The organism is Micromonospora endolithica (assembly GCF_003626595.1).
GTDB classification, from domain to species: domain Bacteria; phylum Actinomycetota; class Actinomycetes; order Mycobacteriales; family Micromonosporaceae; genus Micromonospora; species Micromonospora endolithica.
This window is the reverse complement of sequence record NZ_RBAK01000008.1, coordinates 149004-173552: the sequence shown is the minus strand read 5'-3', so window position 1 is coordinate 173552 and position 24549 is coordinate 149004. Positions and strand designations below refer to the sequence as shown.

At 73.1% G+C, this 24549-nt stretch carries 22 protein-coding genes and 1 pseudogene; 11 read left to right on the top strand and 12 right to left on the bottom strand.

Features of this window, described 5'->3' with window-relative positions:
• The first annotated feature begins 5 nt into the window (after window positions 1-5).
• The 3 genes from D7223_RS20730 to D7223_RS20720 all read left to right on the top strand — a co-directional run bounded on the left by D7223_RS20730 (window position 6) and on the right by D7223_RS20720 (window position 2763).
• Window positions 6-941 (top strand): hypothetical protein, encoded by a 936-nt coding sequence (locus D7223_RS20730; protein ID WP_120730199.1) that lies wholly within the window; start codon window positions 6-8, stop codon window positions 939-941.
• A 41-nt stretch (window positions 942-982) separates the two neighbouring features.
• Window positions 983-1729, top strand: coding sequence for an SCO6745 family protein (locus D7223_RS20725; protein ID WP_120730066.1), 747 nt, complete (start codon window positions 983-985; stop codon window positions 1727-1729).
• Window positions 1730-1800: 71 nt separating this feature from the next.
• Window positions 1801-2763, top strand: a complete 963-nt coding sequence (locus D7223_RS20720) for a GNAT family N-acetyltransferase (RefSeq protein WP_120730065.1) — start codon at window positions 1801-1803, stop codon at window positions 2761-2763.
• A gap of 73 nt (window positions 2764-2836) precedes the next feature.
• Here the strand turns inward: D7223_RS20720 and D7223_RS20715 are convergent, their stop codons facing one another.
• Window positions 2837-3292, bottom strand: coding sequence for a gamma-glutamylcyclotransferase (locus tag D7223_RS20715; RefSeq protein ID WP_120730064.1), 456 nt, complete (start codon window positions 3290-3292; stop codon window positions 2837-2839).
• 165 nt (window positions 3293-3457) lie between these two features.
• Between D7223_RS20715 and D7223_RS20710 the strand changes: the two genes are divergently transcribed.
• Window positions 3458-4867, top strand: coding sequence for an NAD(P)H-quinone dehydrogenase (locus D7223_RS20710; protein ID WP_120730063.1), 1410 nt, complete (start codon window positions 3458-3460; stop codon window positions 4865-4867).
• 31 nt (window positions 4868-4898) lie between these two features.
• Here D7223_RS20710 and D7223_RS20705 read toward each other — a convergent pair whose 3' ends face one another.
• Entirely contained in the window at window positions 4899-5735 is an 837-nt protein-coding gene (locus D7223_RS20705; protein ID WP_120730062.1) for an NAD(P)H-binding protein, read from the bottom strand.
• A gap of 214 nt (window positions 5736-5949) precedes the next feature.
• Window positions 5950-6585: a DedA family protein gene (locus D7223_RS20700; RefSeq protein ID WP_120730061.1), complete on the bottom strand. Its 636-nt coding sequence runs from the start codon at window positions 6583-6585 to the stop codon at window positions 5950-5952.
• Window positions 6586-7151: 566 nt separating this feature from the next.
• Here D7223_RS20700 and thrS point away from each other — a divergent pair.
• The gene (gene thrS, locus D7223_RS20695) at window positions 7152-8363 is read left to right on the top strand and encodes a threonine--tRNA ligase (protein ID WP_120730060.1); all 1212 of its coding nucleotides are present in this window, start codon (window positions 7152-7154) and stop codon (window positions 8361-8363) included.
• On the opposite strand, the gene D7223_RS20690 is transcribed toward thrS, so the two are convergent.
• The 4 genes from D7223_RS20690 to D7223_RS20675 form a co-directional block, all read right to left on the bottom strand.
• The gene (locus D7223_RS20690; protein WP_420330334.1) at window positions 8360-10270 is read right to left on the bottom strand and encodes an ABC transporter ATP-binding protein; all 1911 of its coding nucleotides are present in this window, start codon (window positions 10268-10270) and stop codon (window positions 8360-8362) included. The two genes, thrS and D7223_RS20690, sit on opposite strands and share 4 nt — an antisense overlap.
• A gap of 104 nt (window positions 10271-10374) precedes the next feature.
• A complete protein-coding gene (locus D7223_RS20685; protein WP_120730058.1) occupies window positions 10375-12108 on the bottom strand; it encodes an ABC transporter ATP-binding protein in 1734 nt (577 codons plus the stop codon).
• Window positions 12102-12569 carry a MarR family winged helix-turn-helix transcriptional regulator gene (locus D7223_RS20680; protein ID WP_120730057.1) on the bottom strand — a complete coding sequence of 156 codons (468 nt, stop codon included), beginning with the start codon at window positions 12567-12569 and terminating at the stop codon, window positions 12102-12104. Before D7223_RS20680 ends, D7223_RS20685 begins: the two co-directional genes overlap by 7 nt.
• Before the next feature lie 24 nt (window positions 12570-12593).
• The gene (locus D7223_RS20675; RefSeq protein WP_120730056.1) at window positions 12594-13040 is read right to left on the bottom strand and encodes a DoxX family protein; all 447 of its coding nucleotides are present in this window, start codon (window positions 13038-13040) and stop codon (window positions 12594-12596) included.
• Window positions 13041-13116: 76 nt separating this feature from the next.
• Here D7223_RS20675 and D7223_RS20670 point away from each other — a divergent pair, with 76 nt between their 5' ends.
• Window positions 13117-13689, top strand: coding sequence for a TetR/AcrR family transcriptional regulator (locus D7223_RS20670; RefSeq protein WP_120730055.1), 573 nt, complete (start codon window positions 13117-13119; stop codon window positions 13687-13689).
• 53 nt (window positions 13690-13742) lie between these two features.
• Here the strand turns inward: D7223_RS20670 and D7223_RS20665 are convergent, their stop codons facing one another.
• Together D7223_RS20665 and D7223_RS20660 are read right to left on the bottom strand one after the other, a co-directional pair.
• Window positions 13743-15182 carry a GuaB1 family IMP dehydrogenase-related protein gene (locus tag D7223_RS20665; RefSeq protein ID WP_120730054.1) on the bottom strand — a complete coding sequence of 480 codons (1440 nt, stop codon included), beginning with the start codon at window positions 15180-15182 and terminating at the stop codon, window positions 13743-13745.
• 67 nt (window positions 15183-15249) lie between these two features.
• Window positions 15250-15855 carry a LysE/ArgO family amino acid transporter gene (locus D7223_RS20660; protein WP_238162135.1) on the bottom strand — a complete coding sequence of 202 codons (606 nt, stop codon included), beginning with the start codon at window positions 15853-15855 and terminating at the stop codon, window positions 15250-15252.
• Between the two features lie 69 nt (window positions 15856-15924).
• On the opposite strand from D7223_RS20660, the pseudogene D7223_RS20655 reads away from it, so the two are divergent.
• Window positions 15925-16804, top strand: a pseudogene (locus tag D7223_RS20655) (LysR family transcriptional regulator ArgP).
• 152 nt (window positions 16805-16956) lie between these two features.
• Here the strand turns inward: D7223_RS20655 and D7223_RS20650 are convergent.
• The gene (locus D7223_RS20650; protein WP_120730053.1) at window positions 16957-18708 is read right to left on the bottom strand and encodes an acetyl/propionyl/methylcrotonyl-CoA carboxylase subunit alpha; all 1752 of its coding nucleotides are present in this window, start codon (window positions 18706-18708) and stop codon (window positions 16957-16959) included.
• A 132-nt stretch (window positions 18709-18840) separates the two neighbouring features.
• Here D7223_RS20650 and D7223_RS20645 point away from each other — a divergent pair, with 132 nt between their 5' ends.
• The 4 genes from D7223_RS20645 (at window position 18841) to D7223_RS20630 (ending at window position 22731) form a co-directional block, all read left to right on the top strand.
• A complete protein-coding gene (locus D7223_RS20645; protein WP_238162134.1) occupies window positions 18841-19467 on the top strand; it encodes a PadR family transcriptional regulator in 627 nt (208 codons plus the stop codon).
• A 120-nt stretch (window positions 19468-19587) separates the two neighbouring features.
• Window positions 19588-20547 carry an ATP-binding cassette domain-containing protein gene (locus tag D7223_RS20640; RefSeq protein WP_120730051.1) on the top strand — a complete coding sequence of 320 codons (960 nt, stop codon included), beginning with the start codon at window positions 19588-19590 and terminating at the stop codon, window positions 20545-20547.
• Between the two features lie 19 nt (window positions 20548-20566).
• A complete protein-coding gene (locus D7223_RS20635; RefSeq protein WP_120730050.1) occupies window positions 20567-21322 on the top strand; it encodes an ABC transporter permease in 756 nt (251 codons plus the stop codon).
• Window positions 21323-21432: 110 nt separating this feature from the next.
• A complete protein-coding gene (locus D7223_RS20630; protein ID WP_120730049.1) occupies window positions 21433-22731 on the top strand; it encodes an MFS transporter in 1299 nt (432 codons plus the stop codon).
• A gap of 36 nt (window positions 22732-22767) precedes the next feature.
• On the opposite strand, the gene D7223_RS20625 is transcribed toward D7223_RS20630, so the two are convergent.
• On the bottom strand, window positions 22768-23421 hold the full coding sequence (locus D7223_RS20625; RefSeq protein ID WP_120730048.1) for an O-methyltransferase: 654 nt from the start codon (window positions 23419-23421) through the stop codon (window positions 22768-22770).
• Window positions 23422-23430: 9 nt separating this feature from the next.
• A complete protein-coding gene (locus tag D7223_RS20620; protein WP_120730047.1) occupies window positions 23431-24123 on the bottom strand; it encodes a Maf family protein in 693 nt (230 codons plus the stop codon).
• Window positions 24124-24549: the final 426 nt, after the last annotated feature.

The window sequence follows — 24549 nt, the reverse complement described above, 5'->3', positions numbered from 1 at the left end:
CCGTGATGCCCGACGCGCCCCCCGACCTGGTGCGGCAGCTCTACCGCACGCCACCGGACCGGTTCGTCGCCGTACGCGACGCGGCGGTCGCCGAGGCCCGCCAGGCCGGCGACCAGCGGGCCGCCCGGGAGATCGCCCGGCTGCGCCGCCCCACCGTGGCCGCCTGGCTGGTCAATCTGCTCGCCCTGGAACGCCCCGAACTGGTCGCCGATCTGGTGCAGCTCGCCGAGGCGCTGCGCACCGCCCAGCGGGAGTTGAGCGGCCCCCGGATGCGGGAACTCTCCGCCCAGCGGCGGGCCGCGGTCGCCGCCCTGGTCGCCGAGGTTCGCCGGCTGGCGCGGGCCACCGAGGGTGCCCCGTCGGCCGGGAAGCTGCCGCTGGCCGAGGTCGAGGCGACCCTCAACGCCGCCCTCGCCGACACCGACGTGGCCGAACAGGTCCGGTCGGGCCGGCTGCTCCGGGCGGTCAGCCACTCCGGCTTCGGCGAGGTGCCCAGGCCGCACCTGCGCCTGGTCACCGGCGGTCCGGACGAGGACGCGCCGGCCGCACCGGAACCCCGCCGGCCGGACCGGACCGCGCTCCGCGCGGAGCAGGCCGAACGGGCCGCCCGGGCCGAGCGCGCCCGCCGCCGCCGAGCGCTGGAGAAGGAGTTGGCGCGGGCGCGTACCGACCAGGAACGGGCGGAGGCGGACCTGGCCGGCGCGGCGGAGGCCGAGTGTGACGGCGCGGCCGCCCTGGACGCCGTGGAGGCCGAACTGGCCGAGCTGGAGCGGCGCCGGGCCGTGGCCGAGCAGGAACTGAGCCGGGCCAAGCTGGCCCGCCGGGCGGCCGAACGGACGGTGACCACGGCCCGTCGCCGGGCCGGTGAGGTCGAGGCGGCCGTCGAGGCGCTCGACGCCGAAGAGGGGGATGCCGGCACCGACGCCGGCACGGCAGACTGATCGACCATGGACGGACGGGCCGGGCGGGACGGCATCGGCGGATGACCCCGGAGCAGGTCGCCGCCGCCAGTAAACCCGCGGTGCTGGCGCTGGGCGACGCGTTCACCCGCTGCCCCACCACGCTGCGCCGGGCGCGGCTGCTCGGCATCTCCGGCTGGGCCTTCTACATCGCCGGCCGGGCCGGTGCCCTGGGTGACGTACGGGCCGAGACGGTGGCCGCGGCACTCGGCTTCATCGCGCCGGACGCGGTCGCCGACGGGTGGGACGCGACCCTGCGGATCGTCCGACCGGCCGAGGTGGCCGCCGCCACCCTCCAGGAGTGCCGCCGCTGGGGGGAGCAGCACCTGGACCAGGTGCCGGACGTCGACCGCCTCGCCGCGCTGCTCGGCCGCGCCGTCGACGCCGCCGACGCGACCGGGATGCCGCTCTTCGCCGCCTGGCGGGCGATGCCGTTGCCGGACGACGGCACCGCCGGAGCCCACGCGGCCGTCGGCCTGCGGCTGCTGCGGGAACACTTCGCCGGAGCCCACCTGCTCGCCGTCCGGGCCAGCGGGATGACCCCGCTGGAGGCGGTGCTCACCGGTCCCGAGGGCGAGGCCGGCGCGCTGGCGTGCGGCTGGCCGCCGCCGTACCCCCCGGTCGGACCGCTGGTCCGCCGCCGGCTCTGGGCGGAGGCGGTGACCGACCGGCTCACCGCCTCGGCGTTCGCCGCGCTCGGCCCGGCCGGCGGCGGGGAACTGGTGGACCTGCTCGCCGCCACCCGCGCCCAGCTTCCCCATCCGGTCTGAGCGTGCCGGGGCCGGCCGGGCCACGGTGAAAATCGGCGGCGCGCCGGCGGCCGGGCTGCCAGGATCGCCGCGTGACCCTCCCCGCCGGCTGGACCGCCCGCCGACCCATCCTGGACGACGTGCCCGCGATCCTCGCGGTCGTGCACGCCGCCGACACCTTCGCCGTCGGTCATCCCGATTTCGACGCGGCCGACGTGACGGCGGCGCTGACCGCGCCGTTCACCGACCCGTCCCGCGACGCCTGGGTGGTCACCGACCCGGACGGGACGATCGTGGCCTGGGCGACCGTGGACAACCCGACCGGCGTGGGCCGCGACTACGTCGAGGTCTACGTCGACCCGGAGCGCGGTCGTCTGCTGCGCGCGCCGCTGCTGGCCCGGATGCTCGACCGGATCGCCGAGCGGGCCACCGAGCGGGGGCTGCCCGCGCTCACCGCCCGGACCGCGGTCTTCGCGCCGGAGACCGGATGGGCGTCGGAGGTGGCGGCCGCCGGTTTCACCCGGGTGAAGCGGTACGTGCGGATGAGTCGCCCGCTGGCCGACCTGACACCGGAGCCGCCGCCCCCGGCCGGGGTGACGGTGCGTCCGCTGCGCCCCGGCGACGAGGCCGACCTGCGGGAGTTCCACCGGATCTTCGACACCGCGTTCCGGGACACCCCGGACTACGAACCGGTCGGTTTCGACCGCTGGCGCGAGCAGTTGCCCGGGTACGGCACGACCTGGGACGAGTGGTTCGTGGCCGAGGTCGACGGCGTGCCGGGCGGCGCGCTGCAATCCTCCGACCAGGCGCTGGAGCAGAACGAAGGATTCGTCCGGAGCCTGTCGGTGCTGCCCGCCCACCGGCGGCGCGGCGTCGGCGCGGCACTGCTGCGCCGGGCGTTCGCGGTGTACGCGGCGAAGGGACGCGGGTCCGCCGGCCTCGGCGTCGACCTGACCAACCCGACCGCCCCGGTCACCCTCTACCGGTCGGTCGGGCTGCGTGAGCTGCGCTGGACCGACATGTACGAGCTGGTCGTGCCCGCCAGCGGTGTGTGATTGACGACGCCCGGCCATCCCGGATAGTGGTCGCGAGCGGGGCGGGAGCAGACTGGGGGTCGTGCGACAGGCCCTACGCCGACGCGGTGCTGGTGGGGCGGGACCGCAGCTCGGTGACGTAGTCGTCCGGCGCGCCCGCCTTCTCGGCGGCGTTCGCGATCTCCGACAGGTACCACGCGGTGGGCAGGCCACCCTCGTACCCGTCGAAGACGTACACCCACGCGGTGACGTCCCCGTCGAGGGTGGAGACCCGGACGTGCAGCTTGCGGTACGTGCCGGCGGTCACCCCCTCGATCTCGTCGAGCTGGGCGGCGTCGTACGGGTGGATGTCGTAGAGCGCCACGAACACCCGGTCGCCGGGCGACTCGACGACGGTGCTGACCGCTCCCTCCCAGCCGATGACGTCCTCACCGGCGAAGGTGAGCCGCCAGCCCTCCAGCCAGCCGGTGCCCACCATCGGCGAATGCGGACAGTAGGCACGCATCCGGGCAGGGTCGAGGTTTGAGCCGTAGGCGGCGTAATGACGCACGGCGATGACGATAGTCCGCCCGGCGGGTGGGGGAGAATACGACGGTGCGTGTCGGACGCGTTCGGGAGAAGAAAGTCACTGTGAGCATCGGTCGGAGGCGAGCGCGGTGAGCGCGAGGAGTGCAGCGGAGCGGAGCCCCGCAGTCGCGAACGAAAGGACGGCCCTGTGAGCCGGATCGTGATCATCGGCGGAGGACCGGCCGGCTACGAGGCTGCGCTGGTCGCCGCCCAGTTGGACGCCGACGTCACCGTCGTGGAGGCCGAGGGTGCCGGCGGGGCGTGCGTGCTGTCCGACTGCGTACCGTCGAAGACCTTCATCGCCAGCTCCCAGGTCGTCACCGGCTACCGGGACACCGAGGAGTTCGGGGTGCACTCCGACGGTCTGGCGGCGGTCACCGTGGATGGCCTCGCGGTCAACGAGCGGGTCAAGCGGCTCGCCCTGGCCCAGTCCGCCGACATCCACGCCAAGCTGGTCAAGGCCGGGGTGACCTTCGTCGCCGGCACCGCGCGGCTCGGCGAGGACACCCTCGGTCACACCCACCGGGTGATCGTCACGCCGGCCGACGGCGGCGCGGACTACTCGATCGCCGCGTCCACCGTCCTGGTCGCCACCGGGGCCACGCCGCGCCAGCTCCCCACCGCCGTCCCGGACGGCGAGCGGATCCTGACCTGGCGGCAGGTGTACGACCTGCCCGCGTTGCCCGAGCACCTGATCGTGGTCGGCTCCGGCGTCACCGGTGCCGAGTTCGCCAGCGCCTACCTGGCGATCGGCGTGCCGGTGACCCTGGTCTCCAGCCGGGACCGGGTCATGCCGCACGAGGACGCCGACGCGGCGATGGCCATCGAGCGGGTCTTCCGCAGCCGGGGCATGACCATCCTGAACAACTCCCGTGCCGACGCCGTCCGGCGCACCCCCGACGGCGACGGCGTCGAGGTCGAGCTGTCCGACGGCCGGGTGGTCACCGGCTCGCACGCCCTCATCGCGGTCGGCTCGATCCCGAACACCGCCGACCTGGGGCTGACCGAGTACGGCGTCGAACTGGCCCGGGGCGGCTACGTCACCGTCGACCGGGTCTCCCGTACCAACGTTCCCGGCATCTACGCCGCCGGCGACTGCACCGGGGTGCTCCCGCTGGCCAGCGTCGCCGCCATGCAGGGCCGGATCGCCATGTGGCACGCGCTCGGTGAGGCGGTCCGGCCGCTGCGGCTGCGTACCGTCGCGGCGAACGTCTTCACCGACCCGGAGCTGGCCACCGTCGGCGTCTCGCAGGACGAGGTGGACGCCGGCAAGACGCCCGCCCGGCAGGTCATGCTGACGCTGGGTGGCAACGCCCGGGCCAAGATGGACGAGGTCTCCGACGGCTTCGTGAAGCTCTTCTGCCGCCCGGCCAGCGGACAGGTGATCGGTGGCGTGGTGGTCGCGCCGAAGGCCAGCGAGCTGATCCTGCCGATCACCATGGCGGTGGAGAACAACCTCACGGTCAACGAGCTGGCCCAGACGATCACCATCTACCCGAGCCTGTCCGGGTCGATCACCGAGGCGGCCCGCCAGCTCATGCTCCACGAACTGGAGTGACCGATCCGGTCACTCGGGGCGGGTGGTGGGCTCAGCGGAAGGCGTCGGCGTGGTCGGCGACCCATTCGGCGTAGGTGCGGGCGGGGTGACCGGTGATCCGCGCGACGGTGTCGGTGACCGGCTCGGGCTGCCGGCTGAAGGCCGCCCAACCGTCGAGCACCGCGTCGGCGTAGGTGGGATCGGCGAACGCCTCGGCGAGCATGCTCCGGGCCTCCTCCCGGGGCATCTCCGTCCAGCGCAGGTCCCGGCCGAGCACCCGGCCGATGGTCCGCACCTGTTCCTCCTGGGTCAGCACCTCCGGCCCGCTGAGCAGGTGGACCGCGCCGGCGTGTCCGTCCGAGGTCAGCGCCGCGACAGCCACCTCCGCGAGGTCCCGTTCGTGAATCAGCGACCTGGCGGCCCTTCCGTACGGCCAGCGCACCACGTCACCGGCACGCACCTGATCCGCCCACAGCAGGGTGTTCGCCGCGAAACCGACCGGTCGCAGGAAGGTCCACTCCGCCCCGGAACCCGCGACCGCCCGCTCCACCAGGGCCCAGAACGAGTCCGGTTGGTCGGCGGCGCCCGGCGCGGACAGGTACACGATCCGGGCTCCCCGGGCCGCGATGCCCTTCGCCAGGTCAGGTGCCACCGTCCGGGCCGTCTCCGAGTCGGTGAAGGGCCACACCAGGAGGACCGCGTCCACGCCGTCGAGGTGGGGCGCCAGCGTCGCCGGTTCGCCGAGGTCGCCGGCCACCACCTCGACGCCGTCGGGGAGTCGGGCCGCCGCGGGATCCCGGCTCAGCGCCCGGACCGGCGCGCCGCGTGCCGACAGGATCGACGTCACCTCGCGTCCCACCGTGCCGGTCGCCCCCGTCACCAGGATCATCGCGCCTCCCCGCATCGCTCGGGGCGCCGATCGCCCCGTCCACCGCGACGGTAGGAGCTCAAGCGGACTTCAGGTCAACCTCGGGAGTGGCTGTCCGCCCGTTGTCATCCCCGGCGGCTGAGTGGTCCGCAGCGCGTCATGTCTCTGTGAAATGAAAATGTCGCAGGGACATGACACATGCGGAACTCGTGGCCGCCTGGATGACCACGCGCGGTCACTCGGCCGGTGAGGTGGCGGTGCGGGCCTTGAACAGGGTCATGACCCAGCCGGCGGCGGCGAAGCCCACCGCGGCGGCACCGGCGATCAGGGCCAGTCGCCACGCCGACCCGGTCAGCGCCGTACCGCCCAGGTGCCCGACCAGCGCGCCGTACCCCGCCCAGCCCAGCGCCGCCACCGACTCGTAGAGCAGGAACAGCCGGTAGGGATACTGGCGGCGACCGGCGGAGAAACAGGCCGCCATCCGGCCGCCGGGCACGAAACGGCAGAGCAGGATCACCAGGGGACCCGGACGGCGCAGTCCCTCGGTGACCCGCCCGGCGGCCCGCCGGGCCCGGCCGGGTTCCCGGGTGCGCAGCAGCCGGCGCCGGTTGCCCCGAACCCGGGCCACCAGCCGGGACCTCGGCGCACGACGTCCGAGCAGGTAGCAGGCGAGGTCCCCGACGAAGACGCCGGCCGCACCGACCGCGATGGTGACCGGCAGGCTGAGGCCCCCGTAGACGGTGAGCGCGCCGCCGGTGATCATGAGGAGCTGGGCGGGAACCACCGGGACGAAGGCGTCCACGGCGAGCAGGCCGAGCAGGGCCAGGTACGCCCACATGGGCGACGCGACCTCGGTCAGTAGTTCGGGCACGGCTGCCACCTCGCCGGACGGGGGCGATCGGATGATGCAGAGCCTGACGGCTTGCCCGGGGTCACCGGGGACGGCCCTGGCCGGTGGTGACCACCGACACGGCGGGGCCACCCGGGATCAACGAGCGGGCGGCGCCCCGGGTTACCGGGGGAACCCATGATCCGGATGTGCCGGGCGGTCGCCGGATCGGCGTTCGTCGGCGTACCGTTGTCGGCGCGCGGCCCCGCTACCGTCGAGTCCCCCGTTCTCGACGAGTGGGTCGCCGCGGGCCGTCGGCAGGTCCCGTGCCGGCGGCCCGCACCTCTCCCGGCCGGGCGCCGCGCGTCGTCGCCGGCCCGGTCCGCGCCTCCCGTGCCCACCCCGGCCGGCGGAAAACCGGCTGCGCGGTCCGGGTGGGTGCGCATACCGTCGCGGCATGCGCAGTGCGGTAGGGACGACGACGCCGGGAACTCCCGGCGCGCCGCACTGACGTTTCCGTCGACGAGGCCCCGGGCAACCCGCCCCGGGGCCTCGTGCTGTTCCGGACGTCGGTTGCTTCGGGGTCGTACCTGATCAAGGAGCCCCACATGATCGACCACCGCAGGCTGGGCCGCGAGCTCGACCTGTTCGACTCCGACCCGCTGGCCGGCGCGGGCCTGCCGCTGTGGCTGCCGGCCGGCGCCGCCGCCCGGCACGCCGTCGAGGAGTACGTCCGGGACCTGGAGCGCCGGGCCGGCTACCGGCACGTCGTCACCCCGCCGCTGGGCAAGCGGGAGCTGTTCGAGACCTCCGGCCACCTCGGGTACTTCGCCGACGACATGTTCCCGCCGATGCGGCTCTCCGCCGACGACGAGTTCGTGCTCCGGCCGGCGCTCTGCCCGCACCACGCCCTGGTCTTCCGGGCCCGGGGCCGGTCCTACCGGGACCTGCCGCTGCGGATCGCCGAGCTGGGCGGCATGTACCGCGCCGAGCGCTCCGGCGTGCTCGGCGGGCTGGCCCGGGTACGGGCGATCTCGCTGAACGACTCGCACAACTTCTGCGCGCTGGAGCAGGTCGGCGAGGAGGTACGCGACATCCTGCGACTCATCGGCCAGGCGCACGCCGCACTCGGCGTACGGCCGGCGGGGTTCCGCCTGTCGCTGCGCGCCCCGGGGGAGCGGTACGTGGGCGACGACGCCCAGTGGGCGCGGGCCGAGGCCCTGCTCCGCGCCGCGCTCGACGGGGTGGAGTACACCGAGGCCCCGGGTGAGGCGGCGTTCTACGGGCCGAAGATCGACATCCAGATCCGGGACGCGGCCGGACGGGAGTCGACCATCTCCACCGTCCAGCTCGACTTCGACAAGCCCGAGCGGTTCGACCTGTCGTACACCGACTCGGGCGGGGCCCGGCGGCGGCCGGTGATGGTGCACCGGAGCCTGGTGGGCAGCATGGAGCGGCTCTTCGCGTACCTGATCGAGGTGCACGAGGGCGCGTTCCCGGCCTGGTGCGCCCCGGTGCAGCTGGTGCTGCTCCCGGTCGACGACGGGCAGGCCGGGGCGGCCGACGCCGTCGCCGCCGAGGCCCTGGCCGCCGGGCTGCGGGTGGAGGTGGACCGGGCCGGGTCGCTGGGTGCCCGGATCCGCGACGCCGCCCGCGGACGCGTGCCGTACGTCGGCGTGGTGGGCCGCCGCGAGGCCGCCGCCGGCCAGCTGTCCCTGCGCCTGCGCGACGGCCGGGTGCTGGACCCCCGTCCCGTCCCGGACGCCCTGGGGTTGATCGGTGGTGTGGTGGCGGCCCGCTCCCATGCCCTGCTGCCCTAGACCGACGCCGAGGTCGGGGCGGGTGCGGCGGTGAACTGGGACTGGTGCAGGCGGTGGTAGGCGCCCTTGGCGGCGAGCAGGTCCTCGTGGGTGCCCTGCTCGACGATCCGGCCGTTCTCCATCATCAGGATCAGGTCGGCGTCGCGGATGGTGGAGAGCCGGTGGGCGATGACGAAGCTGGTCCGGTCCGACCGCAGCGCCGCCATCGCGCGTTGCAGCAGCACCTCGGTGCGGGTGTCCACCGAGCTGGTCGCCTCGTCCAGGATGAGCAGCGACGGTTCGGCGAGGAACGCCCGCGCGATCGTGATGAGCTGCTTCTCGCCGGCGCTGACGTTGCTGCCCTCGGAGTCGATCACGGTGTCGTACCCGTCCGGGAGGCTGTGCACGAAGCGGTCCACGAAGGTGGCGCGGGCGGCGGCGAGGATCTCCTGCTCGGTGGCGTCCGGCCGGCCGTAGGCGATGTTCTCCCGGATGGTCCCGCCGAAGAGCCAGGTGTCCTGGAGCACCATGCCGACCCGGCCGCGCAGGTCGTCCCGGGTGAGCGTGGTGACGTCCACCCCGTCGAGCGTGATCCGGCCGGCGTCCAACTCGTAGAAGCGCATGACCAGGTTGACCAGGGTGGTCTTCCCGGCCCCGGTCGGCCCGACGATCGCCACCGTGTGTCCCGGCTCGGCGACCAGGGACAGGTCCTCGATCAGGGGCTCGTCCTCGGCGTACCGGAAGGAGACGTTCGCGAACTCCACCCGGCCGCGCGGGTCGGACACCCGGGCCGGCGGCTCCGGGTCCGGGCTCTGCTCCTGCGCGTCGAGCACGGCGAAGACCCGTTCGGCGGAGGCCACCCCGGACTGGAGCAGGTTCGCCATCGAGGCGACCTGGGTGAGTGGCTGGGTGAACTGCCGCGAGTACTGGATGAACGCCTGCACGTCACCGAGGCTCATCGTGCCGGAGGCGACCCGCAGGCCACCGACCACGGCGATGGCCACGTAGCTCAGGTTCCCGATGAACATCATCGCCGGCATGATCAGCCCGGAGACGAACTGCGCCCCGAAGCCGGCCTGGTACAGCTCGTCGTTCTTGGCGGTGAACGCGGCCTCCACCTCGTGCTGCCGGCCGAAGACCTTGACCAGCCCGTGGCCGGTGAACGCCTCCTCGATCTGGCCGTTCAGCTCCCCGGTGTGCGTCCACTGGGCGATGAACAACTTCTGCGAACGCTTGGCGATCTGGCCGGTGACCACGACCGACAGCGGCACCGCCACCAGCGCCACCAGGGCCAGCAGCGGCGAGATCCAGAACATCATGGCCAGTACGCCGACGACGGTGAGCAGCGAGGTCAGCAACTGGCTGAGGGTCTGCTGGAGGCTGGTGGAGATGTTGTCGATGTCGTTGGTGACCCGGCTCAGCAGCTCACCGCGGGGCTGCCGGTCGAAGTAGGGCAGCGGCAGCCGGTTGAGCTTGGCCTCCACGTCGGTGCGCAGCCGGTACACGGTCCGCTGCACCACGGTGTTGAGCAGCCAGCCCTGCCACCACATCAGGGCGCTCGCACCCAGGTAGAGCGCCAGCGCCAGCAGCAGCACCCGACCCAGCGCGCCGAAGTCGACGCCCACCCCGGGTACCACGTCCATCCGGGCGAGCAGGTCGGCGAAGCCGTCGTCGCCGGACGCGCGGGCCGCCGCGACGGCCTGCTCGGTGGTGGTGCCGGCGGGCAACTGCCGGCCGAGCACACCGGCGAAGATGAGGTCGGTGGCGTACCCGAGGATCTTGGGGCCGGTCACCGTGAAGCCCACGCTGAGCACCGCCAGGGCGATGATCGCGGCGAGCCGGGCCCGCTGCGGCCGGAGCCGGCCGAGCAGCCGCCGCGCGGACGGCAGGAACGTCATGGACCGCTCGGCGGGCATCCCGGCGCCCATCCACGGCGGGCCGCCGCGCTGGCCGCCGGGCGGCAGCCGCTTCGGCGTCCGCGCGTCGGCCGCCGGCTTCTGCTGGGGTACGGCGGCCGGCCCGCCCCGCCCGGTCACGCCGGCACCCCGGCGGTCTGCTGGGAGGCGACGATCTCGGCGTACGTGGGACAGTCGTCAAGCAGGTCGGCATGTCGGCCCACCCCGACCACGGCTCCGTCCTCCAGCACCACGATCTGGTCGGCGTCGACGATGGTGGAGACCCGCTGGGCCACGATCACCACGGCCGCGTCCACGGTGACCGGCCGCAGCGCGGCCCGCAGCCGGGCGTCGGTGCCGAGGTCGAGCGCGGAGAACGAGTCGTCGAAGAGGTAGATCTCGGGTTGCCGGACCAGTGCCCGGGCGATGGCCAGGCGTTGCCGCTGCCCGCCGGAGACGTTCGTGCCGCCCTGCGCGATCGGCGCGTCCAGCCGCTCCGGCATCGCCTCGACGAAGTCGCGGGCCTGGGCGATCTCCAGTGCCGCCCACAGCTCGGCGTCGGTGGCGTCCGGGTTGCCGTACCGCAGGTTGCTCGCCACCGTCCCGGTGAACAGGTACGGCTTCTGCGGCACCAGGCCGATGCGGTGCCAGAGCTGCTCCGGCGCGAGCTCGCGGACGTCCACGCCGTCGACCAGCACGGCGCCGGCGGTGACGTCGACCAGCCGGGGGATCAGCGACAGCAGGGTGGTCTTGCCCGCGCCGGTGCTGCCGACGATCGCCGTGGTGGTGCCGGGGCGGACCCGCAGGGAGACGTCCCGGAGCACCGGCTCGGCCGCGCCCGGGTACTGGAACCGCACGTCCCGCAACTCCACCTCGGCGTGCTGGTCCACCTCGGTGACCGGACGCGCGGGCGGCACCACCGACGAGTCGGTGTCCAGCACCTCGGTGATCCGCTCGGCGCAGACCGCCGCGCGGGGCACCATCATCAGCATGAAGGTGGCCATCATGACCGCCATCAGGATCTGCATCAGATATTGCAGGAAGGCGGTGAGCGCGCCGACCTGGATCGCCCCGGCGTCCACCCGCTGCGCGCCGAACCACAGCACCGCCACGCTGGAGACGTTCAGCACCAGCATCACCACGGGGAAGATCAGGGCCATCAGCCGGCCGGTCGCCAGGGCGGTCGCGGTGAGGTCGGCGTTGGCCCGGTCGAAGCGCGCCGTCTCGTACGGCTCCCGGACGAACGCCCGGACCACCCGGATGCCGGTGATCTGCTCGCGCAGCACCCGGTTGACGGTGTCGATCCGGGTCTGCATGAGCCGGAACTGCGGCACCATCCGGCGGGTGATCAGCCCCAGCGCGACGGCGAGCACCGGGACGCTGACCACCATCAACCAGGACAGCCCGATGTCCTCGCGCAGCGCCATCACCACCCCGCCGACGCTCATGATCGGCGCGGTGACCAGCATGGTGCAGCTCATCAGGACGAGCATCTGCACCTGCTGCACGTCGTTGGTGTTGCGGGTGATCAGCGAGGGCGCGCCGAACCGGGCCACCTCACGGGCGGAGAACCGGTTGACGTGGGCGAAGAGCCGGGCCCGGACGTCGCGGCCGAAGCCGGTGGCGGTCCGGGCGCCCAGGTAGACGGCGGCGACCGAACAGACGATCTGCACCACGCTCACGGCGAGCATCCACCCGCCGGTCCGCACGATGTAGCCGGTGTCGCCCCGGGCCACCCCGAGGTCGATGATGTCGGCGTTGAGGCTGGGCAGGTAGAGCGAGGCGATCGTGCCGACGAACTGGAACAGCACGACCGCCGTCAGCAGCCGGTGGTAGGGGCGCAGGAACGTGCGCAGCATCCGGGTCAGCAAGTCGGCACCTCGGGGATCGAAGTGGGCTGGTCCGCGCGGGCGATGACGGCCAGCAGGAACTCCCGGATCACCGCCGCCTTGGCGGGGTCGGCGTCGACCGGGGTGAGCGGGTCTCTGGCGCGCAGCAGGGCGGTGAGCGTCGCCGCCCGGGCGTGGCCGTCGTCGGTCAGCGCCAGCCGTACGCTCCGCCGGTCGGTCTCGTCGCGTTGTCGCTGGACCAGGCCGTCGCGCTCCAGCGTGTCGATGATGCCGGTGAGCGTCGCGGGCCGGACGAAGCACCGTTCGGCGACCGTCCGGTGCGGCAGCGCGCCGTGCTGGGCGAGCGTCAGGAGGGCGACCATGCCGGCCTGGGTGAGCCCGTGCTCCTCGGCCAGAAAGCGGTTCCACCGCTGCGAGGTGACGTGCCCGGCGACCACCAGCAGCCGCCCGAGCGGCACGTCGTCGAGAGTGACCAGATCCACGCGAGACAGGTTAGCTCAAGAACATCAGGGGCCAAACGAAATTACCGCGGCCGTGCCGACGAACACGATCTGGAGCAGCGTCCGCGTACCGAGCGGGGTGACCGGGCGTCCGCCGAGCATGAGTCCCCGGCGGGCGGCCGAGACGTTCGCGGGGAACATCGCCAGCATGAGCAGCGCCAGACCGGCGGCGGCCCAGCGCGCGGTCGTCGGGACGAGCAGTGCCACGGCGCCGGCCAGTTCGAGGATCCCGGTGACCGTGACGAGCAGGGCCGGACGGGGGAGCCCGGGCGGGACCATCGCGACGAGGTCCGCCCGCCGGGTGGCGGAGAAGTGGGCGGTGCCGGTGAGCAGCAGCATCAGCGCCAGCCCCACCCGGAGCGCGGGATGCCAGCCGTCCAGGAACCCGACGCCGGCGAGGCCGGCCAGCCGGGCCAGCGCGGTGCCGGCCACCAGGGCGTACAGAGGGATCATCGGACGTCCAATCTAGTCACTGACTAGATTGGATCCTGGCTCGGCATCTTGTCAATGGCAAGTTAGGGTTGTCGGCATGTCCTCCGGAACGCGCGGCTACCACCACGGCGACCTGCGGCGTGCCCTGCTCGCGGCGGCGGTGGATGGGATCGGGGAGGCCGGCCCGGCCACGCTGAGCCTGCGCGACCTCGCTCGCCGGGCCGGCGTCTCGCACGCCGCGCCCGCCCACCACTTCGGCGACAAGGCCGGCCTGCTGACCGCCGTGGCGGCCGAGGGCTTCGACCTGCTGGCCGAGGCGCTCCGCGCCGCCGACGGGGGACTGCTCGAACTCGGCGTGGCCTACGTGGGATTCGCCGTGGAGCACCGGGCGCACTTCGACGTCATGTTCCGCCCCGACCTGCACCGGCCCGAGGACCCCGACCTGCGGGCCGCCCGAGAACGTTCCGGTGCCGCGCTGCGGGCCGGCGTCGCGAGTCTGCCCGACCGGCGGCCGACCGCCGACGATCCCGACGGCGACGCCCTCGCGGCGTGGTCGATCGTGCACGGCTTCGCCACCCTGTGGCTGGCCGGCGTGCTGCCCCAGGAGATCGGCGACGATCCCCGCGCCGCCGCCCGCGTCGTCATCCACCGCCTGTTCCGCCAGGCGTGACCCGTCGCCCCGGTGCCGGGCCCTCGCCTGACGGGGTCAGCCCGGCGATCCGGTCACCAGCTCGTCGGCAGCGGCATCCCCTCGGTGTACCCGGCGGTGCTCTGCACCCCGACCAGCACCCGCTCGTGGAACTCGTTCAGGTTGCGCGCGCCCGCGTAGGTGAAGGCGCTGCGCACTCCGGAGACGATCTCGTCGATCAGGTCCTCCACGCCGGGTCGGTTCGGGTCGAGGTACATCCGGGCCGAGGAGATGCCCTCCTCGAAGATCGCCTTGCGGGCCCGGTCGAAGGCGCTGTCCTCGGCCGTACGCGCGCCGACCGCCCGGGCCGACGCCATCCCGAAACTCTCCTTGTACCGCCGGCCGTCCGCGTCGGCGTAGAGGTCGCCCGGCGACTCGTAGGTGCCGGCGAACCAGGAACCGATCATCACGTTGGACGCCCCGGCGGCCAGGGCGAGCGCCACGTCCCGGGGATGCCGGACACCGCCGTCGGCCCAGACGTGCCGACCCAGCTCGCGGGCGGCGGCCGAGCAGTCCAGGACGGCGGAGAACTGGGGCCGGCCGACGCCGGTCATCATCCGGGTGGTGCACATCGCGCCCGGTCCGACGCCCACCTTGATGATGTCCGCGCCGGCCTCCACGAGGTCGCGTACCCCCTCGGCGGTGACGACGTTGCCGGCCGCGACCGGGACGGACGGGTCCAGCTTGCGGACCGTGCGCAGCGCGGAGATCATCCGTTCCTGGTGGCCGTGCGCGGTGTCCACGACCAGGGTGTCCACCCCGGCCTGGAGCAGCGCGGCGGCCTTGCCCGCCACGTCGCCGTTGATGCCGACGGCCGCCGCGACCCGCAGCCGGCCCCCGTCGTCCACCGCCGGCTTGTAGAGGGTGGCCCGCAGCGCGCCCTGCCGGGTGAGCACCCCGACCAGCCGCCCGTCGGCGTCGACCACCGGCGCGAGCCGTCGTCGTCCGGCGGACAGCCGGTCGAAGCCGGTACGCGGGTCCGCGTCGGCCGGCACCGTGTGCAGCTCGGTCGACATCACGTGGCGGAGCTGGGCGAACCGGTCCACGCCGACGGTGTCCGCCTCGGTCACCACGCCGAGCGGGCGACCGGCGGTGTCCACCACCACGACCGCACCGTGGGAACGCTTCGGCAGCAGGTGGATGGCGTCGCCGACGGTGTCGGTCGGGCCCAGCGTGATGGCGGTGTCGTGCACCAGGTGGCGCTGCTTGACCCAGGCGACGACGTTCGCCACGACCTCGATGGGGATGTCCTGCGGGATCACCGCGATGGCACCCCGACGGGCGACCGTCTCGGCCATCCGCCGTCCGGCCACCGCGGTCATGTTCGACACCACCAGCGGGATGGTGGTGCCCGTGCCGTCGTCGGTGGCCAGGTCGACGTCGAGCCGTGAGCCCACCTCCGAGCGGGCCGGGGCCATGAAGACGTCGTTGTAGGTCAGGTCGTGCGCGGGGACCGCGCCATGTAGGAACCGCACCCGGCCATCATTCCTGCCGACCGCCGCCCACGCGGCCGGGTGGTCACCGAAAACACCTTCCGCGCGCTCACCCGAGCAGCAGGGCCGCGCCCACCGCGGCCATCACGACGGCGACGGCGCCGTCCAACACCCGCCAGGCCTGGGTACGCGCCAGCAGCGGGGCGAGCCGGTGCGCCCCGGCGCCCAGCGCGCTGAACCAGACGACGCTGGCCAGCATCGCGCCCCCGCCGAACGCCCAACGGTCCTCGTGCTGCTGCGCGATGCCGCCGAGGAGGAGCACCGTGTCCAGGTACACGTGCGGGTTGAGGTAGGTGAACGCGAGGCAGGCGAGCACGGTGGCCCGCAGGGTTGCCGGCGGCCGGTCGGTCGGCGCGAGGCTGCCCGGCCGCAGCGCCCGCCGCGCCGCGAGGAGGGCGTAGCCGAACAGGAAGACCGCCCCACCCACCCGTACGGCGGTGAGCAGGGCCGGACGCCCGGACACGACGGTGCCGAGGCCGGCGATCCCGGCGGCGATCAGCAGCGCGTCGGAGGCGGCGCACGCCACCACGACGGGTACGACGTGCTCCCGGCGCAGCCCCTGGCGAAGCACGAAGGCGTTCTGCGCGCCGATGGCGACGATCAGTGCGAGGGAGACGGAGAACCCGGCGAGAACGGAGGGCAGCGTTTCGGACACCCCGGCACGCTATGGCGCGGCCGTGAGACCAGTCCAGTTCATGTTTCTGATGTTCCGTAAGCTGAGCTGATGGAAGGGCTCGATTCGACGCACCTGCGGACGCTGACCGCCGTCGTGGCCGAGGGCAGCTTCGACGCGGCGGCCCGGGCACTGCACGTCACCCCGTCAGCGGTCAGCCAGCGGATCCGCGCCCTGGAGGAGGCCGTCGGGCAGGTGCTGGTCCGGCGTACCCGGCCGTGTCGGGCCACCGAGGCGGGCCGGCCGCTGCTCCGCCTCGCCGGGCAACTGGCGCTGCTGGAACGGGAGGCGCTGGCCGACGCGCGGGGCGCGCTCACCGGTCACCGGGTCGGCACCCGGCTGGCCCTGGTGGTGAACGCCGACTCCCTGGCCACCTGGTTCGTCGCCGCCCTGGCCCGGGTGCCCGACGACCTGGCGGTCCGTTTCGACGTACGCCAGGACGACCAGGACCACACCGCGGACCTGCTGCGCGACGGCACGGTCATGGCGGCGGTGACCGCGCAGCGGGAGGCGGTGCAGGGCTGCCGCGTGGTGCCGCTCGGCGCGATGCGCTACCGCGCGTTGGCCGCGTCCGACCGGGTCGGACGATGGTTCCCCGACGGGCTGACCAATCCGGCCCTGGCCGCCGCACCGAAAGGACCGCGTGCAGCACCGCTTCCTGCGCGCGGTGACCGGTCGGGACCTGGACCCGCCGGTGCACCACCTGCCGTCGGTGCCGGCGTTCGGCGAGGCGGTCCGCCGTGGGATCGGTTGGAGCCTGGTGCCCGAGCAGCTCGCCGCCGCCGACCTGGCCGACGGCACGTGCGTCGACCTGGCCCCGGGCCGGTACGTCGACGTGCCCCTGTACTGGCAGCACTGGCGGCTCGACTCGACCGTGCTGGGCGCGCTGACCGCCGCGGTACGCGCCGAGGCGGCCACCGCCCTGCGTTGAGGCCGCCACCGCCCCGCGCTGAACCGCGTCGCCCCGCGCTGAACCGCGCCGCCCCGCGCTGAAGCGCGTCGCCCCGCGTCGCCCCGCGCTGAAGCGTTAGGAAGGGGCCCTTCCTATGCACGAGGCGTTAACAAGGGGCCCTTCCTTACACCTCAGGCGATGGTGCAGATGGCGGCGCCGGCGGTGATGACCGCGCCGACCTCGGCGGCGAGGCCGCTGACGGTGCCGGCCTTGTGGGCGTGCAGCGGCTGCTCCATCTTCATCGCCTCCAGGACCACCACCAGGTCGCCCTCGGCGACGGTGTCCCCGTCGGCGACGGCGATCTTGACGATCGTGCCCTGCATGGGCGAGGCGAGCGCGTCACCGCTGACCGCGCCGCCGGCCTTCGCGGAGCCGCCCCGGCGACCGGGCTTCTTCGCGGCGGAGGTGGCGGCGGCCGTACCCGCGCCGAGACCGGCGGGCAGCGTCACCTCCAGCCGCTTGCCGCCGACCTCGACCACGACGGTCTCGCGCTCGGCCGGGCCCTCGGCCGTGCCGGCGGGGGCGGTGAAGGCCGGTACGGTGTTGTCGAACTCGGTCTCGATCCAGCGGGTGTGCACGGTGAACGGCTCGGCGGTGAACGCCTCGTCCCGGACCACCAGCCGGTGGAACGGCAGCGCGGTGGCCATCCCCTCGACCACCATCTCGTCGAGGGCGCGGCGGGCCCGCTCGATCGCCTCGGTACGCGTCTCGCCGGTGATGATCACCTTGGCCAGCAGTGAGTCGAAGTTGCCGCCGATCACGTCGCCGGCCGAGATGCCGGTGTCCACCCGGACACCCGGGCCGGTGGGCAGGCGTAGCGCGGTGACGGTGCCGGGGGCGGGCAGGAAGTTGCGGCCCGGGTCCTCGCCGTTGATCCGGAACTCGATCGAGTGCCCACGCGGCGTGGGGTCGCCGTCGAAGCGCAGCTTCTCGCCGTCGGCGATCCGGAACTGCTCGCGGACCAGGTCGACGCCGGCGGTCTCCTCGGTCACCGGGTGCTCCACCTGGAGGCGGGTGTTGACCTCCAGGAAGGAGATGGTGCCGTCCGCGCCGACCAGGTATTCCACCGTGCCGGCGCCGTGGTAGCCGGCCTCCCGGCAGATCGCCTTGGCGGACTCGTGGATCTGGGTGCGCTGCGCCTCGGTGAGGAACGGCGCGGGGGCCTCCTCGACAAGCTTCTGGTGCCGGCGTTGCAGTGAGCAGTCCCGGGTGCCCATGACCACCACGTTGCCGTGCTGGTCGGCGAGGACCTGCGCCTCGACGTGCCGGGGCTTGTCCAGGTAACGCTCGACGAAGCACTCACCCCGGCCGAACGCGGCGACCGCCTCCCGGGTGGCCGACTCGAACAGGTGCGGGATCTCCTCCAGGGTGCGGGCCACCTTGAGGCCGCGGCCGCCGCCGCCGAAGGCCGCCTTGATGGCGACCGGCAGGCCGTGGTCGGCGGCGAAGGCGATCACCTCGTCGGCGTCGGCCACCGGGTCGGGGGTGCCGGGGACCAGCGGCGCGCCCGCGCGCTGGGCGATGTGCCGGGCGGTGACCTTGTCGCCGAGGTCCCGGATGGCCTGCGGGGTGGGGCCGATCCAGGTCAGCCCGGCGTCGAGGACCGCCTGGGCGAAGTCGGCGTTCTCCGACAGGAAGCCGTAGCCGGGGTGGACCGCGTCGGCGCCGGCCCGCGTGGCCACGTCGATCAGCTTGTCGATGCGCAGGTAGCTCTCCGCCGCGGTGTCGCCGCCCAGCGCGTACGCCTCGTCGGCCAGCGTCGCGTGCAGGGCGTCCCGGTCGGAGTCCGCATAGACGGCGACGCTGCCCAGGCCGGCGTCGCGGCAGGCGCGGATGACGCGGACGGCGATCTCGCCGCGGTTGGCGATGAGTACCTTGCGCACCTTGGTGGCTCCTCCCGGGAGGTCGTTGACCGGGAGTGTATCGGCCGACCTGATGCCCCTAACGATCGCTCAGTGTGGGATGTGGCACTGCCGAACGCCGCTCTAGTCAAACTTGTCTAATACGCTTGTCGGATGTCCGCCACGCGAATGATGATCCTGGGTCTGGTCCGCTGGATGCAGCCGGTGCACGGCTACGACGTACGCCGCGAACTGCTCAGTTGGAACGCTGACAGGTGGGCCAACGTGCAGCCGGGCTCGATCTACCACGCCCTGCGCAAGCTGACCCAGGAGGGGTTGCTCCGCGAGGTGGCGACCGAGCAGGTCGGTGCCCGCCCGGCCCGCACCACGTACGAGATCACCGCGAAGGGCGAGGACGAGTTCGAGACGTTGCTGCGGGGCCTGTGGTGGCGGTTGCACGAGCCGCAGGACCCGTTCGCGGCGGCGTTCTCCTTCCTTCCCGCGCTGCCCCGGGACGAGGCGTCGGCGGCCCTGCGCAACCGGGCCAACCAGCTCCGTGCCGGTGTCGAGTGGATGCGTAGCTCGTTGAACTCGGATTGGCTGCGTACCACCAAGCCGGTGCACGTGGCCTGGATGTTCGAGCTGTGGACGGATCGTGCCGAGGTGGAGATCGCCTGGTGCGAGCGCATCGCGGGGCGGATCGACGAGGGGTTGCCCTATCTGCCGGAGGGGTTGGACAAGGCGCAGGGCTGGACGGCGTGGGAGGAGCGCCTGCCGGAGCGCGGGTCCACTCTCGAATAATCAACGTTGACCATAAAAGCTATATCGCGTTAGTCTTCGCCGGTGCGACGGGTGGGGTGTCCCTCCGCGCACGGAGAGCACGGCCGGCCGTCGTCGGCCCCGGGGGAGCAGGAGTCAGAGATGATCGAGACCAGAGGGCTGCGGAAGTCGTTCCGCTCCCGAGCCGGTCGGGAGACGAAAACGGTCGACGCCGTACGCGGGGTCGACCTCACGGTGACCGAGGGGGAGATCTTCGGCTTCCTCGGCCCCAACGGCGCCGGCAAGACCACCACCCTGCGGATGCTGGCCACCCTCATCGAGCCGGACGGCGGCGAGGCCACGGTCGCCGGGGCGGACCTGCTCAAGGACCCGGCCGAGGTGCGCCGCCGGATCGGCTACGTCGCCCAGGGCGGCAGCACCTGGGACGAGTCGACCGCCCGCGAGGAGCTGGTCCTCCAGGCCCGGATGTACGGCATCGGCCGGGCCGAGGCGAACCGCCGCGCCACCCGCTCGCTGGACGCCTTCCAGCTCAGCGATTACGCCGACCGCAAGTGCAAGACCTACTCCGGCGGCCAGCGCCGGCGGGTGGAGATCGCGCTCGGCATCATCCACGAGCCCCGGATCGTGTTCCTCGACGAGCCCACCACCGGCCTCGACCCGCAGAGCCGCGCGCACATGTGGGACGAGATCCGGCGGCTGCGCGCGGACGGCATGACCGTCTTCATCACCACGCACTACCTGGACGAGGCCGACGCCCTCTGCGACCGGATCGCGATCATGGACAACGGCGAGGTGGTCGCCGAGGGCACGCCCACCGACCTCAAGCGGGAGATCTCCGGCGACGTGGTCCTGGTCGGGTTGGACGTGGCGACCACCCCGCGCGCCGCCGAGCTGCTCGACAGCGAGCCGTACGTCAACAAGCTGGAGACCGCCGACGAGGGGGGCGTTCGCCTCTACGTCGACGAGGGCGCCACCGCCATCCCGCAGATCCTGCGCCGGATCGACCACGCCGGCCTCGAACTCACCTCGATCGAGCTGCACCGTCCCAGCCTCGACGACGTCTTCCTGACCAAGACCGGCCGCTCGCTGCGCGAGTCCTGAGACACCCCGGAGCGACATCGTGAAACTTGCCCGCGACACCTGGCTGATCTTCGAACGGCAACTCCAGCTGCTCCTGCGCAACCCGGTCTGGGTCTTCGTCGGCATCTTCCAGCCGGTGATGTACCTGCTTCTCTTCGCCCCCCTGCTCAAGCCCGCCCTGAACGCGCCCACCCAGGCCGAGGCCTACAAGATCTTCGTGCCCGGCCTGCTGGTCCTGCTGGCCATCTTCGGCGGCCTGTTCCAGGGCTTCGGCCTGATCGCCGAACTCCGGGCCGGGGTCATCGAACGGTCCCGGGTCACCCCGATCAGCCGGCTCGCCCTGCTGCTCGGCCGCTCGCTGCGGGACGTGGTCTCGCTGCTCGTGCAGGCGGTCATCATCACCCTGCTCGCGCTCCTGTTCGACCTGCGGGTGTTCATCGGCGACCTGCTGCTGGCGTACCTGCTGCTCGCGCTCATCGCGCTGATGACCTCGGCCGTCTCGTACGGGGTCGCGCTCAAGGTCAAGAGCGAGGACGCCCTCGCCCCGCTGATGAACACCGTCGCCCAGCCGGTGCTGCTGCTCTCCGGCATCCTGCTCCCGCTGACCTTCGCGCCGGGCTGGTTGCAGGGCGTCGCCAACTGGAACCCGTTCTCCTGGGCGGTCGACGGCACCCGCGCCCTCTTCGCCGGCGACCTCGGCGACGACAAGGTCTGGCAGGGGCTGGCCATCATCGCGGTCCTCGCCGCCGCCGGCGTGTTCTGGGCCGCCCGCCAGTTCGCCCGCAGCGTCCGCTGAAAGGAAGGGCCCCCTATTAACGCCTCGTGTATAGGAAGGGCCCCTTCCTCACACCCCAACCCGCGGGACCTGGAGCGGGGCGCGCCCCACGCGCTTGTACCGTAAGGGGCGTGCCCCGCTTCACCCGTGACCGGACGACCTGGCTGTCGTACGCCCAGCTGGGCCTCTGGGGTTTCTTCCTCTACGGCTTCGGCCCGGTCGTCCCGCTGCTCCGCGACGAGCAGGGCACCTCCGCCGCGGTCGCCGGCCTGCACAGCACCGGCATCGCCGTCGGTGCGCTGCTCGGCGGGGCGCTCTTCGCGCCGCTCGCCCGCCGCGTCGGCCGCGCCCGCGCCATCTGGACCGGCCTGGCCGGGGTCGCGGCGGGCGTCACCGCGTTCGGCACGCTACGCCCGCTGCCGGCCACCATCGCCGCCGTCGCGGTGGTCGCCACCTTCGGCATGATGGTCATCAGCGGCGTGTCCGTCGTACTCACCGCGCACCACGGACCGGCCGCGCCGGCCGCGCTCACCGAGGCCAACGCGGCCTGCGCCGGCCTCGGCATCCTCGCCCCGGTCGTGATCGGCGCCAGCGTCGCCGCCGGCTGGGGCTGGCGACCCGTGATGGCCGTCGAGGTCGGCCTGATCGCGCTGGTCGCGCTTGCTTTTCGGGTACGCCGACCGCAGGCCGACCCCGCTGCCGCGGCTCCCGGCGCCCCCCTCGTCGCCCCGGCGTCCGCTCCGGTCCCCACCCGCGCCGCGCCCGCCAACCCCGTGTTAGGAAGGGACCCTTCCTATACACCAGGCGTTAACAAGGGGCCCTTCCTTTCACAGCGGCTTCCCGTGGCGTACTGGATCGCGTGGACCCTGATGGCCGTGACCGGTTCGATCGAGGTGTGCCTGTCGTTGTGGACGGCCGACGTGCTGCGCGACCACGCCGGCCTGGACGCCGGTGCGGCCTCCGCCTCGGTGGCCGCGATCGTCGGCGGGATGTTCGTCGGACGGTTGGTCGGTGGCCGGTTCGCCCTGCGGTACCGCCCCATACCGCTGCTGCTCGCCGCCCTCGGCCTCTCGCTGGCCGGGTTCACCGTCTTCTGGACCGCGACGGTCGGCTGGCTGGCGGTGCTCGGGCTGGTCGTCCTCGGGCTCGGCAACGCGCTGCACTATCCGCTGGCCATCTCGATCGCGCTCGCCGTCGCCGGGCCGGCCACGGACAAGGCGGCGGGCTGGTCGGCGTACTCCATGGGAGTCGGCTTCGGGATCGCGCCGGTGGCCCTGGGGTGGGTGGCCGACGGCGTCGGACCGCACCTGGCGTTCCTGCTGCTGCCGGGCTTCATCGCGGTCGCCGCGGCGCTGGCGGCGCGGCTCGGTCGGGCGCTGCGCCCCCCGCCTGCGGACGTGCCGGTCCCGACCCCGGTCGGGGCGGCGTGATCCGCTCGGTGTCGGGTGGACCTCGGTCGGGCCCCGTCAGAGCACCCGGGCCAGGGTGAGGCCGTCGGCGACCGGGAGCATCACCGCGTCGACCCGGACGTCGGCCAGCACCTCGTCGTTGAACGCCGCGATGGCTCGGTCGTCAGCGTTCCCCGGGGCGATCACCCGGCCGCCGCGCAGCACGTTGTCGACCGCGATCACCCCGCCTGGACGCATTCGCGGCACCAGCTCCGACCAGTAGACCGGGTACCCGGTCTTGTCCGCGTCGATGAACGCGAAGTCGATGTCCCGCTGGTACGGCAGTTCGCGCAACGTCTCCCCGGCCGGACCGATCCGCAGGTCGATACGGTCCTGCACGCCGGCCCGAGCCCAGTACCGGCGGGCGACCCCGGTGAACTCCTCGGAGATGTCGAAGCAGGTGAGGTGCCCGCCCTCGGCCAGCCCACGCGCGATGGCGAGCGCGGACAGCCCGGTGAAGGTTCCCACCTCGACGGCCCGCCGCGCGCCGAGCAGCCGGGTGAGGAAGGTCAGGAACGCGGCCTGCTCCGGTGCGACCTGCATCCGGGCGTCGTCGGGCAGGGCCGCCCGGGTCTCCTCGATCAGCTCCCGCATGATCTCGTCCGGTGGCGAGCCGTGCGCCACCAGGTACGCGTGCAGATCGTCGGTGAGCGGGATCGACTTGGTGGTCATGACCGGACGCTAGCCCAGCGGCTCGATCGACTGGTTGCCGGGCGCGACCTTCGTCCACAAATCGGTGATCCGCAGGTCCAACTCGGCGAGGAGACGCCGCAGCAGCGGCAACGACAGCCCCACCACCGTGCCCGGATCACCCTCGATCCGCTCCACGAACGGCCCACCCAACCCGTCGATGGTGAACGCACCGGCCACCGCAAGGGGCTCGCCCGTCGCCACGTATGCGGCGATCTCGTCGTCGTCCACGTCGGCGAAGTGCACCGTGGTCGAGGCCACCGCCTCGGCCCGGCGCCCCGCCGGGTTCTGCTGATCGGCCTCGGCGCGGGGTCCTGCGGCGAGGTCGATCAGGCAGTGCCCGCTGTGCAGGACGCCGCTGCGGCCCCGCATCCGCTCCCAGCGCCGTACCGCGTCCGCCGCGTCCGCCGGTTTGCCCAGGATCTCGCCGTCGAAGGCCAGCACAGAATCGCAACCGATCACCAGGGTCCGCTGGTCGTCGGCGGGACGCAGGCGGGTTGCCACCGCTTCTGCCTTCATGCGCGCCAACTCCAGGCAGAGATCCTCGGCGCGATCGGCGACCACCAGGGACTCGTCCACCCCACTCACCAGCACGTCCGGCTCGATGCCGGCGGCCTGGAGGGACTTACGGCGGGCGGGGCTCGCGGAGGCGAGCACCAGGCGAAGAGGCAAGGAATCAGACACCCGGCCGACGTTACCCGCTGAGATGCGGTCTCCTCGGGGCGCGCCACCCGTTCCGCGCTGGCCAGCTGGAGATACTGCATACGCTTTCGGTATTCAGGGGGTGCTCATGACAGAGCCAGAGCCCTCGCCGAACTGGCCGGCCGCGGACAGGCCGGCGACTTCGACGAACTGCTGGACAAGGACGTCTACCGGTCGTGAGGCCGGCGGACTACCTGGTCGACACCAGCGCACCCGTGCGGCTACTCCGTGACGCACCACTCCGGCCGAGGTGGACCCGTCGCTGACGCCCGGCCTGTTCGCCATCTGCCCGCTTGTCTATTCGGGATTCCTGCACACCCCCAAGTGAGCTGCAGACCGTGCCTGGACTGAGGGGGGTGACTCCGGATCGTGTTCGGCTGGGTGGTCATGCCGGAACGGATCTACGAG